The following is a 16,252-nucleotide window of genomic DNA, read 5'->3' as shown; positions in this document are numbered from 1 at the left end:
CACGATTTAAATTGATATTGCAGCCCAAAATTGAAAAACATTGGTTCTAAAAACAATAAAAAACAAGTTTCTACGGTACGGTATATTTGCAATTATAGGCTTGATATTGCTATTTCTCCTATTTATTTTAAGTATCAAATGGGGTGCTTGGGGTAAACTTCCCACGAAAGAAGACTTGTCCGATTTTCAATACCAGCGGGCATCCGAAGTCTATTCTGCCGATAGCGTTCTCATAGGTAAGTACTATCTCTATGACAGGCAACCCATCGCCTTTAAAGATATTCCAAAAAAAGTACTAGAGGCCTTAGTAGCCATTGAGGACGAACGTTTTTACGAACACGAAGGTATTGACTACCCAAGTTTGGGACGTGTAGCCCTAAAAACCATATTAATGCAAGACCAGTCCGCTGGTGGTGGTAGTACGCTCACCCAGCAACTGGCAAAAAATCTATATCCCAGACGAGACCGTACCAAAGCCAATATTGTGGTGAATAAAATCAAGGAAATGATGATTGCCACTCGTCTGGAAGACATTTTTAACAAAGAGGAAATACTCACCCATTATCTAAATACAGTTTCCTTTGGGGATAATACTTTTGGAATAGAAAGTGCTTCGCTTAAATTTTTTAACAAGAGAACCCAAGACCTGAAACTAGAAGAGGCCGCAGTATTGGTCGGTATGCTGAAAGCTACCTATGGTTACAACCCCAGGGTCTTTCCGGAAAGAAGCTTGCAACGAAGAAATTTGGTATTGGCCTCCATGGCCAATAATGATTTTATTTCAGAGGCCGAAAAAGACAGTTTGATCAAAACTCCCCTCTTTCTTAATTACCGCCAATACGATAATAACGAAGGTATTGCACCCTATTTCAGGGAGGAGGTACGAAAGAAAATGCTCAAGTGGACACAAGAGCAGCAAGAAGAGGGAAATGAGTACAATATTTATACCTCTGGACTTAAAATATATACCACGCTCGACTACAATATGCAATTTTGGGCAGAAGCGGCCATGCGCGAGCACATGCAATCGCTACAAGCTAGTTTTGAAAAAAGTTACGGAAACAACGCGCCATGGATAAAAAATAAATCGCTTATCAATAAATGGATCAAGCAGTCTCCGCTATACAGAAAAATGAAAGCCGCTGGATTGGAGGAAAAACAAATCATGGATTCCCTTCAACAGAAAAAGAAGATGGTCTTGGTAGATTGGGAAGGAGAAAAAAACGTGGAGGCAAGTTCGATAGACAGCTTGCAACATTACATGAAGTTTTTAAATACCGGCTCCCTATCCATTGACCCTCATGATGGAGCAGTCAAAACATGGATTGGTGGCGTTGATTTTGAACACTTTAAATTTGACCATGTTGCACAGAGCAAAAGACAAGTTGGTTCTACCTTTAAACCCTTTGTCTATACTGCTGCCCTTGAGGTGGGCATAGAGCCCTGTACCTATTTTTCTGCGGAAGAGGTGGAATATGAAAATCTTAAAGGATGGTCACCCAGCAACTCTGGTGACAAGGACGAAGCCTATCTCAACTATTCCATGGAAGAAGCATTGAGCAACTCTGTCAATACGGTAGCCGTAAAGGTTTTGGAAAAAACAGGTATTGAAAATGTTATTACCATGGCCAAAAACATGGGCATTTTCAGTGAGCTGCCAAAGCAACCTTCTTTGGCTCTGGGTACCGGCGAAATCTATCTAAACGAATTGGCAGGCGCTTATGCCAGTTATGTGAATAAAGGCCGCGCTATACTACCCTATTTTATTAGGACGATTGCTGACCAAAAAGATTCCGTACTGGTTGAATTTGAACCTAAACGGGCTGTAGAACCCGCTTTTTCCGAACAAACAAGACAGGTAATGGTAGAGATGATGAAATCGACTATTGACAAAGGTACGGCATCCCGTTTACGAACAACCTATAAATTGACTAACGCCATTGCAGGTAAAACAGGTACCACACAAAATAATAAAGATGCCTGGTTTGTAGCCCTTACCCCCAATTTGGTACACGTAACCTGGGTAGGGTTGGACAACCATGAAATAGGCTTCAGAAGCACTAGTTTAGGGCAGGGAGCCAATGCGGCTTTGCCCATTTTTGCCAAATTGATGCAAGAAATGAACCAACACCCCAGTTACAACGAAATTACCAAGGCGCAATTTCCTTCAACCGATCCAAGGGTTTTAAGTATGCTGGATTGTGAACCTGTTAAACGAGATGGATTTTTTAAACGGTTATTTAAAAATCCTGATAAGAAAAAGAAGAAAAAGTTCAGAAATTAAAAAACGTGACCCGCTTTGTAAGAGGGCTAGGCTATGGCCGCCTCAATTCGTAGCTTTGCAGCCAAATAAATTCAGTGCTGTTTTGACCTATAAAATTCTTTGTTCCGATTTGGATGGAACCCTTCTATCCACCAAAAGTGATGTATCCCAAGCAACTATATCCGAAATAAATAAAATTAAATCCGCAGTCAGGACAATATTGGTATCTGCTCGTATGCCTAGAGGAATGCGCTACCTACAAAGAAGATTGGGTATTGAAGAACAACCTATTATCTGCTACAACGGTGCACTTATTCTTGATGGGGATGAAATTATTACTTCCACCGAAATAGCCATTGACCACGTTAAGGAAATATTTGCCATGGCTACCGTGAGACAAATAAAATTAGGACTGTATCATAATGATGAGTGGTATGTAGAAGAAAATACGGAACGGGTTCGCAAAGAAATAAGATATACGCAAGCAACACCTGCTTTTAGAGATACCGAAGAATCTATTCTCGATTGGTCCAACAGAGGTTTGGGAGCACATAAAATCATGCTGATGGGAACCAAGGATACTTCGGATGCCATTTATCCTGAACTGGAAGAACGTTTTTCCAATGACCTCAACTTATATCGTTCCAACGATACGCTTATAGAAATTGCGCCTAAATCGGTTTCCAAACTTACCGCTATCCAAAAACTGCTTAAAGAAAACGAAACCATGGAAGATGTAATTTCCTTTGGGGATAATTACAATGATGTGGAAATGATACAACATTCCGGTTGCGGGGTAGCCGTTGGCAATGCAAGGGATGAAGTTAAAGCCGTAGCCAACTTTGTTACCTTGCCCAATACGGAAGATGGCGTAGCAGTGTTTTTAAAGGAGCATCCCCTCTTATAATTAAGTATATTTGGGCAAAAGCAATTTTATGACGGAACCTCTCATTACGGATGACACGGTAGTTTTTGGCTTGCTCTCCCTTTGTTTGGGCTTTATATTTTACACCTCTTCCATCACTGCCGGTTTTTGGAAGAAATTTTATTCTGTGGTTCCCGCAGTATTAATGTGCTATTTGTTGCCGGCCATTTTAGCCAGTTCCGGACTCATATCGGATGAGACTTCCAATCTATATTTTGTGGCAAGTAGGTACTTACTGCCTGCGGCCTTAGTGCTTATGACGTTGAGTATTGACCTCAAGGCCATCAGTAATTTAGGTTCCAAAGCATTAATTATGTTCCTAACGGGCAGTGCCGGAATCATCATCGGAGGTCCAATTGCCATTCTCATCGTCAGCATTTTTTCACCCGAAACTGTTGGAGGTAACGATTTTGATGCCGTCTGGCGTGGACTATCCACTATTGCAGGTAGCTGGATCGGGGGTGGTGCCAATCAAGCGGCCATGCTCGAAATCTTTAGGTACAATCCTGAAAAGTATGGTGGAATGGTACTCGTAGATATTGTAGTGGCCAATGTGTGGATGGCCGTTATTCTTCTAGGGGTTGGCAGAACCAAACAAATTGATAAATGGTTAAAGGCCGATACTAGTGCCATTGAAACTCTTAAGGTAAAAGTAACTGCCTTTGCTGAAAAAATTACACGAGTGCCTACTTTAAAAGACTATATGATGATGCTCTTCTTTGCTTTTACCGCTACGGGTATCGCTCATTTTTTTGGGAATCATATCAGTACTTTTTTAACGAACGGATTTGATAGTGTTAGCGACAAAAAAAGCTTTCTATCCTTCTTGGGCTCCAGTTTTTTCTGGATGGTAGTAATCGCCACTACTTGCGGAATAGCCCTTTCCTTTACAAAGGCTAAAAATTATGAAGGCGCCGGGGCGAGTAAAATTGGCGGGGTCTTTATCTACATTTTGGTGGCGACCATAGGCATGAAAATGGATTTGGGCAAAGTTTTGGAAAATCCAGGGCTTATAGCCATTGGTTTTATTTGGATTTCCATTCATGCAGGGCTACTTATTTTGGTGGCTAAACTCATAAAAGCACCTTATTTCTTCTTGGCCGTAGGTAGCCAGGCCAATGTGGGGGGTGCAGCATCCGCACCTGTTGTTGCCGCTGAATTTCATCCATCATTAACCTCTGTTGGGGTACTTTTGGCCGTATTTGGCTATGTAGTAGGTACCGGTGGGGCTCTGTTATGCGCTTACCTAATGGAAGTTGCATCTACGATGTAAACTTCTGTTTTTATACAAGCTGTCAAAATCATTTTTTTTTGGATATTTGCGCCGATAAAAATTACTCATGAAGAAAATATCTTTTTTAGTTTTTGCGAGCCTGCTTATTATTTCCTGTTCAGGAAATGGTTCAAAAGATACCATGATCGTTAACGGTAATGTAAAAGGTTTAAAGAAAGGCACCCTCTATTTGCAATATCTTATAGATACCACCTTGACCACAGTAGATTCCTTGGAAATTGCCGGTGATGGCGCCTTTCAATTAGAAACTGAGCTTGAAAGTCCAGAAGTTTTCTACTTATATTTAAAAAAGGATGATGCCAATGATATTAATGACAGGATTACTTTTTTTGGCGAGCCTGGGACCATAACCATCAACACTTCGTGGAATACTTTTGACATGAGTCCTGAAATTTCCGGTTCGGAAACTCAAAAAAAATTGGAAGAATACCAAAAAACCATGTCCAGGTTCAATATGCGAAATCTGGAAATTTTGCGCGAAGCATCCAATACAGAGAAACCCTTAGACTCCCTTCAATTGGACTCCTTACAACTTTTAAGTAATAAAAATTTAAAACGCGGTTATGCATATGCGCTCAACTTTGCACTTAACCATAGAGATTCCTACATAGCGCCTTATATAGCCCTTAATGAAGTATCAGATGCCAATGTAATTTATTTGGATTCTATATATAAGGTACTAAGTCCGGAGGTTGCAGAATCCAAATACGGGAAAAAGCTAAAAGAGCATATAGAAAAAGTAAAGCAATAAAAAAACCGGCTTTTAGCCGGTTTTTTATTTAATATTCTAAACGTTCTATGAACCTAATTGATTCACCTTTTCTACCAATCCGGTAGCTTTGGTTTCCAGTTCGGCCCTAACATTTTTTAGGTGTTTTTGCCTATTTTCTACGGTTCTATCATTTACTTTTGCAATAAGCTCATCAAAAGTTGAGATGGTTTCATCTATAATTCCTTCACCTTCCTTTGAAACCACATTGTTCTTAGAATCATCTACGATGTAAACAGCTTCAATGATATCGCCCAAAACGTTATTGATGTCTTTCTTTAAGTTTTTTACACTTGCCATAATAGGTATATTTTTGGCAAAAATAGGCTATTTACCCAGAACTTGTATCTAAAAAAAGTAGTTACTAAATAGTGACCTCCAATAATTTGGCCCCCTTGGTTTTTATGTGAATGCTTTGGGAAGCCGCAGAAACCAAAATAGTTTCGCCCTTTTGTATATCTGCCGAGCCATTTTCATCGGCAATGGTAGCAGCACCTCCTACACACATATAGATTGTAAAAGAATCTCTAGAGCCCACATCTTGGCGTAAATCTTTGTCCAAATCCAAATAGTTAGTAGTGAAATACGGGCAGTCTACCATATCGTTCACCGTATTTTTGGCATTGGGATAATTGACCTTAAAATCGTCCTTTTTGGTATAATCAATGGCATCAAGAGCCATTTCAGTATGCAATTCTCTTAAGTTTCCATTTTTATCCCGGCGATTGAAATCAAAAACTCGATAGGTAATATCGGATGTTTGTTGAATTTCTGCCAATAAAACACCCGCTCCTATGGCATGTATTTTTCCTGTGTTTATAAAAAAAGTATCGCCTTCTGTTACCTTCTCATAATTCAATAATTCTAATAAGGTATCATTTTCGAGGCTTTTGGCGTATTCATCTTTGGTCACATCTTTATTGAAACCCACAATCAACTCCGCATCATCATCGGCATCCATCACATACCACATTTCCGTTTTCCCAAAGGAATCATGACGCTCTTTGGCCAATTCATCATTAGGATGCAATTGAATGGAAAGGTCTTTTTTGGCGTCTATAAACTTTATGAGAATGGGAAAATCAGTTCCAAAACGCTCATAAACACTTTTGCCAAGGAGATTTTCAGGTTGTTCGTTAATAAGTTCTTGCAGTGAAGTTCCTGCCAATTTTCCATTAGCAATGACAGAGACATCTCCCTTTACAGTGGAAAGTTCCCAACTCTCGCCAGTAATATCAGATTCAATCGGTTTTCCTAAAACATCTTTTAATTTGGTTCCTCCCCAAAGTCTTTCCTTTAATATGGGCTGAAATTTAAATGGGTATAGACTCATTGCTGCGATTTTTTTAATGCGTTTATTGCTTCTGTGATGTGTTTTTCAGCATTCAAAAGATTATTGAATACCATTATAATTTTACCATTTCTGTCAATGACATAGGTTTCCCTACCCGGCAAAATTAACATACTTTTTCCTACTTTAAACGCTTTTCGTACTTCATTATTACTATCGGACAAAAGTATAAAGGGAAGTTGGTGTTTTTGGGCAAATTTTGAGTGACTTTTTACCGTGTCCCCACTAATACCGATAACTTCGGCGCCTAAATCCTTGAAGTCCTCATAGCTATCTCGAAAAGAACAGGCTTCTTTGGTACACCCAGGTGTGTCGTCTTTTGGGTAAAAATAGATGACTATAGGCTTTCTACCCAATAAATCAGAACTGGAGAACGGCTTTCCATGTTGGTCTTTGAGGGTAAACTCTGGAACGGTATCGCCTACTTTTAATCCCATACTATCCGGAAAAGGTTACAAAATTGCGGGGCGTTTCATAGAGCACCACCTCAAGTTCGTGCTCTTTATTTATGTGAGGCCTTAATTTTTGCCAAATAACTACCGAAATATTCTCTGCGGTCGGATTTAAATCTTTGAACTCCGGTACCTCAACATTTAAATTCTTGTGATCAAAGGCATCCTCGATTTCAGCTTTAATCAAATCTTTTAAATCCTTCATATCGATAACGAAACCGGTAACTGGGTCAATTTCACCCGTGACGCTCACCACCAACTCATAATTGTGGCCGTGAAAATTAGGATTGTTGCATTTGCCAAAAACCGCATCATTCTTGGTCATGTCCCAATCTTTTCTATACAGCCTATGCGCTGCATTAAAATGGGCCTTTCTGCTTACCTTAACCTTCATCTTGGGTATTATTTAAGGTAATATGACTATAAAATTTCTCAAAAATGATTTTGAACCATTCTGTGTATTGGTCGGGATTTGCCTCAATATCTTTTTTGACATCCGAAGGTTTCATCCATTTCCAGGCCGCAACCTCATCTGGGTTAATTTCCGGATTGCCTTCAAATTCGCCGATCATGACATGGTCAAATTCGTGTTCCGTAAGTCCATTATCAAAAGCAGCCTTATAGGTAAACGAGAACAACTCCTTTAGGTCCGTTTTAAAACCCATTTCTTCCTGTAGTCTCCTTTTTCCCGCCTCAATATTGGATTCCCCCACTCTTTGGTGGCTGCAACAGGTGTTGGTCCATAATAGAGGGGAGTGGTACTTATGCGCTGCTCTTTGCTGTAACATGGTTTCCCCTTTTTGGTTCATTACGAATACCGAGAACGCCCGATGCAATAACGCTTTTTCATGGGCCTCCATTTTCCCCATGGTGCCAATAGGTTCATCGTTTGGGTCTACTAGAATTACTTGTTCTTCTTTCAAATGCAATTTATTTGTTGGGATAGGCTCAAGGCCTACCTCACAAAAATAACATCTTTACGACCATATTAGAAAATGAGCGATATAAATAATAGTTAATGCGTCAATCTTAATTGAGATACAAATATCCACGAAGGTGCATCGTCTCACCGTTCATTTCCTCGTACTTTAGAATGTAAAAATAGGTACCTGAGGACATTCTCTCTATAGCGCCATCGTTCAGCTGGTCTAAAGACTGCCCCGTAAAGTTATTGCCGTTCGAATCATAACCATCGGTTTCATACATTAGAATACCCCAACGGTTATAGATTTCAAGGTGATTGACCGGACGCGACTCCAAACCGGTAATGGTCAAATAATCATGAACGTTATCGCCATTGGGGGTTACCACATTATAAACGATTACCGGAGTATAAGGAGCCTCTAAATAATTGGGAATTCCATTATTGTTTTCATCATCGTTGGCATAGTTACCATCATTGTTACTATCTTCATCTATGGTCATAATTCCGTCACCATCATCATCAATATCCCTATAATCAGATTCAAAGTCATTATCGGTATCAGGAAGGTCATTAACGGGATCGTCAATTTCATCGTTGATATCGTCATCAATAGCTTCTTCGCCTTCAAAACCATCGTCTAAACCATCGTTATCTTTATCAGAACCAATGAAAATAACATCGGGTACACCGTCCTGGTCGTGGTCATGGGCTTCCGTAGCATCAAGAATGTTGTCATTGTCACTATCCGTATCTAAGTAATCGGGTAAATCTTCTCCATCGGTATTTACAGGAATCAAGCCCTCGTTGCCATCCTGCTCGTAAGCATCATCCAGACCATTGTTGTTTTCATCAAGATTGCTTGGCGGAATATATCCGGAGGTGGTTTGTGCCTCCACATTATCGGGAATACCATCGTTGTCACTATCAATATCCAAATAATCAGGAAACTCGTCATTGTCTGAATTGGTTGGATTGGTAGACGGGTCATTATCGCCATCGGTATTCAAATCTTCAAAAGCATCGGTAATACCATCGCCATCACTATCAAGAATCAAGTTATTCACCGACAATAGTGCCGGAATGGTTGCTGCGAAAGGATTGCAGAGATTCTGAGTGCTGGTGGCCGTCAGTCGGTACAGCCCCGTAAGGGATGGGTTCACACCCGTAACCGTCAACTCTTGAGACTGAGCTCCCGAATAGTTCTCATTATCAGAGAGGTTACCCCAAGTGTCGCCATTATCACGGCTATTTTGCCATCTATACGAAAGATCCGGACCGCTAATACCTGCAGCAAAAACGACAGTTTCTCCTGAAACGGCTTGAACGTTATCTGGAGAGATATTCACGGTCATGTGAGCACTTGCTTGGGTTACCTCGGTAGTGGTGCCATAATATCCTCCTTGCCCGGTAATCTGACCGTAGGCATCTACGTTAACGGGAGAAGTTCCTAAAATAAAATCCCCGTCATCATCTGTGTGACCCGCTTCGGTCGTGTCTGCACAGGTATCGTTATCACTGTCCAAATCTTGATGATCAGGATTTATATCACCATCGGTATCCTGTTCCTGGCAGGAAGAAATCCTCACCGTAAAATCGTCAAAAACGGAATAAGCCACATTACCATCATTTTGCTGATTATAAGTATAAACACGAATGGTATAAGTCGTATTCTCTTCTAGATTAAAATGGGAACCTACTGGCATGAGGTCAAAAAATTCAGAAACTCCATTAGTGGGATAGTGCACCCTGATATCGGAGTACAGTAATACGGAGGAAGCAAAATTATCGTTTGAAATGGCGATGGCCGCATCATAGCTATTGCCTACCGTGGTACCGTTGGAATTACGGAACCAGTTAACACCCATGCGTTCAATTAATGGATTTATTAAGCCGGAAGCAGTAGTAAACGATACTTCTATATATTCTGCTTGAACCAGCGCTTCTTGATAGGTGTCGGCCTCTATTTGGGAAATCTGTAATTCAGAACCCGGTGAAGCTGCAGTAATACCTGCTCCGGTAACAATAGTTCCGGTGTTGGCCAAAAACCAATTATTAAAGGCGGGGTTTTGTTCAAAATCTACTTCTCGTGTACCTACAGGACTATTGAATCCCCAAGCAAAATAATCATCGTCTATACAATCTTGCGCTTCATTACCATCTAAAATACCATCATTATCATCATCAACATCGGTTCTGTTGTCAATTCCATCACTGTCGGTGTCATAATCAACGGTAATGTACACCGAAGCTTCATCCGTATTTCCACCAGCATCGGTAATTTCGTATGTAAAAATATCCGTTCCCGAAAAATCAATTGAGGGAGTATAAGTAAAGTAATCATCGTAGGAATCTGCCGTTCCGTTGTCCATTAGGATTACGGAACCGTTTGTTGGCTGACTAAAATTGGTAACAGCACCATTTAATAGGGGACCCGCACTACCAAAATTATCGTTGGAAAGAATTTCTATTGGATTATCAGCTGAGTTAACGCCTACATTGGCGCTATCAAAAATAGCTTCCAATTTAATAACTATTATTGCCGTGCCCGTATCACATACGCCAGTATTGGGTGCAGGAAGACAAACCTGATATTCAAATGTATCATTTCCTGTAAATCCGGGATTAGGAATATAGTTGAAGCTTCCATCTGGGTTAAAAACCAGTATGCCGTTAGTAGGGTTGCTCAATAAAGTATACGTACTGCCAGCAGGTACTAAATCATTTTCGGCGATATTACCATTACCTTCCCTATCCAATTTTATACGAAGACTATCATCCTCAGCATACGTCTGCATTAGAAAGAATTTGCCATCACCGTGGTCATTGGTAGCGCCCATGTAGCGAATAGAGGTAATTATGGAACCTACGGGTGCCAATTCTGAAAGCTCATAAAGGGCAATCCCTATCACCTGCCCATTTTCATTATTCCTTCCACTGCTCCAATAATCGCTATTTGCGGTGGGGGCCGCCTGAGGCCCAACTCCGGTTAAGTTTCCCTGATTACGAACAAAGGTGCTACCCAGCATCTGCTCAGGGCCTCCCCCTACAGGAATACCATAGAGTTCAATATACATACAATTGTTTCCGCCACGTTCGGTCACTGCTATGACCCCATCGGGATTGGAAGGAATGCCAGGGTTATAAGAAATGGTCTGAATTTGAGCATCGGTCGTACTTAGGGCCGAATAGTTCCCACAAAAATTACGTCCGTTTTGATTGCTCTGAAAGTAATGGTTGAGATTTAATGATTGATAGGCGTTCAATGCCTCGGCACCCCAATTAGCCGCATCGCTACCGGTAACAATTCTTATACCGTTGTTCCAGATATTATTTTCTCCATTACCACCAGGCCCCAAACGAGTCATTTCATAATTGCTAGGTACCACAAACGTAGTATAATCAACCCCATTTATAGTGATGGATTGTAAGTTGGCGGGGTCTGAAAGTATGCTCTGATTATTAGCCCAATTAAAAGTAACTCCCGTTCGAATAGATGTTGCTTGACCCCAAGTCAAGGAGATTGAGAATACTAAGAGTATTGTAGGTATACATACTCTAAATAGAGTTACAGGGGGAAAAAATTTTACCATAGGCTAAGTAGTAACATTTGACATGAGGTAGACTTGGGACCTACAACAAACAAAATTATAGCTCAGCAAAACAGATTGACAATTTACACGTCCTAAGGCACTTTTTCCCGTTTGAAAACCCTTTTTCGAGCAGATTGTTCAAAACCAAAGAAATCCTAAAATGAACAATAGACAGTACTGATCGATAAACGGCACCAATCAAAAATAAAAAAGTTGCTATCCTGGGATAACAACTTAGTTCATTAATTGAAATATGAAATTAGGTGTTTAAAAGAATCTAGGCGACTTTAAATTACCTTGGGTACTAATGAAATCGTAACGTAAAATAACCTCAAAAGAACCATCATTGTACAGCGCATTACCTAACTCCGTAATTTCTCGGTCATAGGCCATACCAATTAAAAACTTGTTGGAAACATTGAATCCTACCAAACCACTGAATGCGGCATCCCACCTGTATGCGGCACCTAAAATAAATTTCTCGTTGAGCATGAAATTGGCAGATAAATCAACTTGTAAAGGCGCACCTTTAACCGCTTTAGTCAATATGGAAGGTTTAAACTTTAGATTATCATTTAAATCCCAAACATATCCGGTTATGAGATAAAAGTTCATTTGTTCCTTTGCGGTGGAAGGAGTTGGTCCTTCCTTGAAGTGTTTAGTTTCTAAAATTCTAGGAACGGATATTCCAGCGTAAAACCTTTGCGTATGATAATATACCCCTGCACCCACATTGGGAGAAAACTGATTGTCTACATCGCTTTGCAAATCATTATCCGGAGCTATCTGGTTTAATTCTGAATATCTAATATCCAATAAATGAGCGGAGCCTTTTAACCCAAAACTTAATCTACCTTCATTGGAGGTGTATACCGTATAGGAAAAATCAACATCAAAATAAGTTTCCGATGTAGGCCCTATTTGATCGTTAACAATGGACAATCCAAGTCCCACCCCTCTATAACCAATAGGTGAGTGTATATTAAAGGTCTGTGTTTTAGGCGCTCCATCTAACCCTATCCATTGTGACCTATGCAATAAGGCTGCACTAACATGTCCTCTAGAACCTGCATAACCGGGATTAACACTCATGGTATTGTACATATACTGAGTATACTGTGCATCTTGTTGGGCATTAATTTTATTACAAGTAATAAAACCACCGAAGATCAATAGTAGCAATATTCTTGTGACTTGTAATTTAAGATTTGGGGTAATCATTTGCACTATCTATTTAGGTATATGTATCCGTTCAAATTTTTGGTCTCTCCGTTATCTATTTTGTATTCAAGGATATAGAAATAAGTTCCTACAGGAAGTTTTCTATCCACATCTACGGTAACCCTTCCTTCCGATGTTCCATCAAAAGTATTTCCTTGGGTATTGTAAGCCTGGGTACTATAGACCAATACGCCCCAACGATTGTAAATTCTCAAAGAATTATCCGGGAAATTTTCCAAACCATGTATGGTGAGTACATCATGAACTCCATCGCCGTTTGGCGTAATCACATTGAATACCTCTATTTGTTCTTCATCTGCATTTGGCTCGAGGTATTCTGGAATACCATCATTATCGCTATCGTCATTGGAATAGTCTCCATCGATGTTTACATCTTCATTTTTACTCTCAATTCCGTCATTGTCGTCATCAATATCCCTATAATTACTTTCCCCATCTCCATCAGTATTTGGAAGGTCATTATATGGGTCGTTAATTTCGTCGTTCACGTCTAGATCAATGGCAGTTTCTCCTTCATAACCATCGTCCAGACCATCATTATCCTTATCCGATCCAATTAAACTTACCTCTGGTATACCATCTTGATCGTGGTCATGTGCTTCAATTCTATCAGGTATATTATCATTATCACTATCCTCATCCACATAATCAGGTAGCCCATCACCATCAGTATCTTCTGGTATCAGACCTAATTGACCTCCGGTCTCATATGCATCGTCCAAACCGTTTCTATTGGCATCTGTCAAACTAGGAGCTATATATCCTACTGTGGATTGAGCTTCCACGTTATCTGGAATTCCATCATTATCACTATCAATATCCAAATAATCCGGAATTCCATCTCCATCCGTGTCCGTAGGGTTGGTTGACGGATCATTGTCCGCATCCAGGTTCAAATCCTCAAAGGAATCAAGAATACCGTCATTATCTGCGTCTAAATCTTCTGCGTCCGTTACCACTAGCGAAATAGATGCCGAACTACAATTTCCAATAGCATCACACAAGGTGTAGATAAAGGATTCCGTACCAATAAATCCATCATTAGGAATAAAGGTTACAACATCATCTGACGGAGTATTTGGTGTTCCTCCATCATTAATAGATAATGTTCCATTGATTGGATTTTCTACCGATAAAGTTCCAGTGGCAGGTACATCATTATCATTATCCATAATATGTATTTCTACTGGTGTTCCTTCGGTTGTGGCCACGGCATCATCGATAGCGTCCACAATAGGGTTCACATTCACCGTCACTGAAGCTGTACTACAATCGCCAAAGGTGTTGCAAACACTATAATTGAAAGTATCCGGACCATTATAATCTGGATTTGGAACATAGGTCACAATATCATCTGTAGGGTCATTAGGCGTACCATTGTTATCGATGGTGACCTGACCATTATTTGGATTCCTAGAAATAGTTAGTAATCCAGAATCCGGTAAATCGGAGTCATTGGCATAGATATCGACAATTGTGGAGGTGTCTTCATCCAATGACACCAAATCATCTACCAAAATGGCCGATTCATCAATACATACCACCGTAAAATTAGGAAGGCTCTTGCTGTTTCCGGCCTTTAGAATCGTGGCGGTATACTTTTGAACGGTCTGCGTGGCTATTACTGTTGGTTGCATTTGGTCTCCAGACACCGCCGGACTCCAGGTGAGCGTCGCACCTGGGGGCAAAGGGTTTCTAGAAATATCTAATGTAACCTCGTTATAAGGTGAATTACAATTGGTAACTATAAAATATCCCGTAGCATTATGTCCGCATGCCGTACCATCATAAGTAGCGAAATACACCCCTCTTTCGGTTACTTCATAAAAGGAATCAGTACCTAGGACCGTACTTGTATCTGATGCTTCGTACCAACGATAGTTATTTTCATCGCCCCCATTGGGCGCCTGAAGTAAAAACTGAGCATTTGAAGCGGCAATTCCTAATATTGTAAGGACAATACCAAGTACAATGGCCTTATATGTAGCGACGGTTTTCAATTTTATTCTATCGGATTATATTTATTTAACCATAAACACTACGTTGATCAGGGAATTGTAATCTGCCGGTTGCCCTATAATTGTATAGGTCAAAACACCATTGGCATCAATTGACATTGTTCCCGTATTAAAAACAGTAGGGTCAGCATACGTAACATAGTAATATAATTCTGTGGCTCCATAGGTAGGCAACGCAGCTGGAGCTCCTGCACTGGAAACGGTAGGTGTACCATATTGAGCCGTATATTGTGCATATAGATCAATAGTAAACGTTCCGTTAATGGAAGCATCAACTGCTATGGATGGAGGGTAAAAAATTCGTGCTGCCTTAGAGGTTATTGGGGCTATTGCTTCAATAACTTCTTGTACATTGGTTTCATTTGTTGGTGAAGCCTCCCCAGCCTCATCTACATCAATTGGAGTTCTTAAAGGCACCTCATCATCGTATTGGTCGTCAGAACCAAGGCTAGAGAGTGGAACGTCCAAGTTGCCTCCACCATCGGTCAAACGCAGGTTTCCGCCAACCACTCCAAAGCTGTTGTTGTATTCGTTACCTACCACAGAATCTGCGTCATTTACATTAATTGTTATACTGTTTCCTCCGGATATCGAAATATCTCCAGGACTGTTATCCGTTGAAAGAGTTTGATCATCGGTCGCTGGGTCACCTGCAGGGCCTTGGGGACCTTGCGGACCTGTTGCACCATCTGCTCCGTCCGCTCCTGCCGGACCTTGGGGGCCTTGTGGACCTGTTGCGCCATCAGCGCCGTCTGCTCCGTCTGCTCCTGCCGGGCCTTGGGGGCCTGCGGGACCCTGTGGACCTACCGCACCGTCTGCTCCATCTGCACCTGCTGGACCTTGAGGACCTGCGGGACCTTGTGGGCCTGTTGCACCGTCAGCGCCATCTGCTCCGTCAGCACCTGCCGGGCCTTGGGGACCTTGTGGACCTGTTGCACCGTCTGCTCCGTCTGCTCCTGCCGGGCCTTGGGGACCTTGTGGACCTGTTGCTCCGTCTGCACCTGCCGGACCTTGGGGACCTTGTGGGCCTGTTGCTCCGTCTGCTCCGTCTGCACCTGCCGGACCTTGGGGTCCTGCGGGACCCTGGGGGCCTACCGCACCGTCAGCGCCGTCCGCTCCTGCCGGGCCTTGGGGACCTTGTGGGCCTGTTGCTCCGTCTGCTCCTGCCGGACCTTGGGGACCTTGTGGGCCTGTTGCACCGTCAGCGCCATCTGCTCCTGCCGGACCTTGGGGTCCTGCGGGACCCTGGGGGCCTGTTGCACCATCCGCTCCGTCTGCTCCTGCTGGGCCTTGGGGACCTTGTGGACCTGTTGCACCATCAGCGCCGTCTGCTCCTGCCGGACCTTGAGGTCCTGCGGGACCCTGGGGGCCAACCGCACCGTCAGCGCCGTCCGCTCCTGCCGGGCCTTGGGGTCCTTGTGGA

General features: G+C 41.8%; 13 protein-coding genes. 4 read left to right on the top strand and 9 right to left on the bottom strand.

Annotation, left to right across the window (positions count from 1 at the left end):
- Positions 1-100 precede the first annotated feature (100 nt).
- From BIZ36_RS18125 to BIZ36_RS18110, 4 genes are all read left to right on the top strand, one after another.
- Entirely contained in the window at positions 101-2,284 is a 2,184-nt protein-coding gene (locus BIZ36_RS18125) for a transglycosylase domain-containing protein (RefSeq protein WP_222937455.1), read from the top strand.
- Between the two features lie 55 nt (positions 2,285-2,339).
- Positions 2,340-3,170 (top strand): Cof-type HAD-IIB family hydrolase, encoded by an 831-nt coding sequence (locus tag BIZ36_RS18120; protein WP_222937454.1) that lies wholly within the window; start codon positions 2,340-2,342, stop codon positions 3,168-3,170.
- Positions 3,171-3,198: 28 nt separating this feature from the next.
- Positions 3,199-4,461: a DUF819 family protein gene (locus BIZ36_RS18115; RefSeq protein WP_187459309.1), complete on the top strand. Its 1,263-nt coding sequence runs from the start codon at positions 3,199-3,201 to the stop codon at positions 4,459-4,461.
- A gap of 67 nt (positions 4,462-4,528) precedes the next feature.
- On the top strand, positions 4,529-5,233 hold the full coding sequence (locus BIZ36_RS18110) for a DUF4369 domain-containing protein (RefSeq protein ID WP_187459308.1): 705 nt from the start codon (positions 4,529-4,531) through the stop codon (positions 5,231-5,233).
- Between the two features lie 45 nt (positions 5,234-5,278).
- On the opposite strand, the gene BIZ36_RS18105 is transcribed toward BIZ36_RS18110, so the two are convergent.
- From BIZ36_RS18105 to BIZ36_RS18065, 9 genes are all read right to left on the bottom strand, one after another.
- Positions 5,279-5,551: a hypothetical protein gene (locus BIZ36_RS18105; protein WP_187459307.1), complete on the bottom strand. Its 273-nt coding sequence runs from the start codon at positions 5,549-5,551 to the stop codon at positions 5,279-5,281.
- A gap of 64 nt (positions 5,552-5,615) precedes the next feature.
- Positions 5,616-6,584 carry a type I phosphomannose isomerase catalytic subunit gene (locus BIZ36_RS18100; RefSeq protein WP_187459306.1) on the bottom strand — a complete coding sequence of 323 codons (969 nt, stop codon included), beginning with the start codon at positions 6,582-6,584 and terminating at the stop codon, positions 5,616-5,618.
- On the bottom strand, positions 6,581-7,039 hold the full coding sequence (locus BIZ36_RS18095; RefSeq protein ID WP_187459305.1) for a peroxiredoxin: 459 nt from the start codon (positions 7,037-7,039) through the stop codon (positions 6,581-6,583). Before BIZ36_RS18095 ends, BIZ36_RS18100 begins: the two co-directional genes overlap by 4 nt.
- A gap of 1 nt (position 7,040) precedes the next feature.
- Positions 7,041-7,448 (bottom strand): 6-pyruvoyl trahydropterin synthase family protein, encoded by a 408-nt coding sequence (locus BIZ36_RS18090; protein WP_187459304.1) that lies wholly within the window; start codon positions 7,446-7,448, stop codon positions 7,041-7,043.
- Entirely contained in the window at positions 7,438-7,977 is a 540-nt protein-coding gene (gene idi, locus BIZ36_RS18085) for an isopentenyl-diphosphate Delta-isomerase (RefSeq protein ID WP_187459303.1), read from the bottom strand. The genes BIZ36_RS18090 and idi overlap by 11 nt, the downstream gene beginning before the upstream one ends.
- A 106-nt stretch (positions 7,978-8,083) precedes the next feature.
- Entirely contained in the window at positions 8,084-11,494 is a 3,411-nt protein-coding gene (locus tag BIZ36_RS18080; protein WP_187459302.1) for a T9SS type B sorting domain-containing protein, read from the bottom strand.
- Between the two features lie 342 nt (positions 11,495-11,836).
- On the bottom strand, positions 11,837-12,790 hold the full coding sequence (locus BIZ36_RS18075; protein WP_187459301.1) for a PorP/SprF family type IX secretion system membrane protein: 954 nt from the start codon (positions 12,788-12,790) through the stop codon (positions 11,837-11,839).
- 5 nt (positions 12,791-12,795) lie between these two features.
- Positions 12,796-14,811, bottom strand: coding sequence for a T9SS type B sorting domain-containing protein (locus tag BIZ36_RS18070; protein ID WP_187459300.1), 2,016 nt, complete (start codon positions 14,809-14,811; stop codon positions 12,796-12,798).
- 21 nt (positions 14,812-14,832) lie between these two features.
- Positions 14,833-16,252, bottom strand: a 1,420-nt coding sequence (locus BIZ36_RS18065) for a collagen-like domain-containing protein (RefSeq protein ID WP_222937453.1), incomplete at its 5' end; no start/stop codon positions are given.

It is taken from the genome of Cytophaga sp. FL35 (assembly GCF_014349235.1).
Classification (GTDB): Bacteria; Bacteroidota; Bacteroidia; order Flavobacteriales; family Flavobacteriaceae; genus Euzebyella.
This window is presented reverse-complemented; position numbering and strand designations above follow the sequence as displayed.

Coding starts and splice junctions, on each gene's coding strand:
- BIZ36_RS18110 (WP_187459308.1), top strand. CDS start 4,529: ATGAAGAAAATATCTTTTTTAGTTTTTGCGAGCCTGCTTATTATTTCC.
- BIZ36_RS18075 (WP_187459301.1), bottom strand. CDS start 12,790: ATGATTACCCCAAATCTTAAATTACAAGTCACAAGAATATTGCTACTA.
- BIZ36_RS18095 (WP_187459305.1), bottom strand. CDS start 7,039: ATGGGATTAAAAGTAGGCGATACCGTTCCAGAGTTTACCCTCAAAGAC.
- BIZ36_RS18115 (WP_187459309.1), top strand. CDS start 3,199: ATGACGGAACCTCTCATTACGGATGACACGGTAGTTTTTGGCTTGCTC.
- BIZ36_RS18100 (WP_187459306.1), bottom strand. CDS start 6,584: ATGAGTCTATACCCATTTAAATTTCAGCCCATATTAAAGGAAAGACTT.
- BIZ36_RS18090 (WP_187459304.1), bottom strand. CDS start 7,448: ATGAAGGTTAAGGTAAGCAGAAAGGCCCATTTTAATGCAGCGCATAGG.
- BIZ36_RS18105 (WP_187459307.1), bottom strand. CDS start 5,551: ATGGCAAGTGTAAAAAACTTAAAGAAAGACATCAATAACGTTTTGGGC.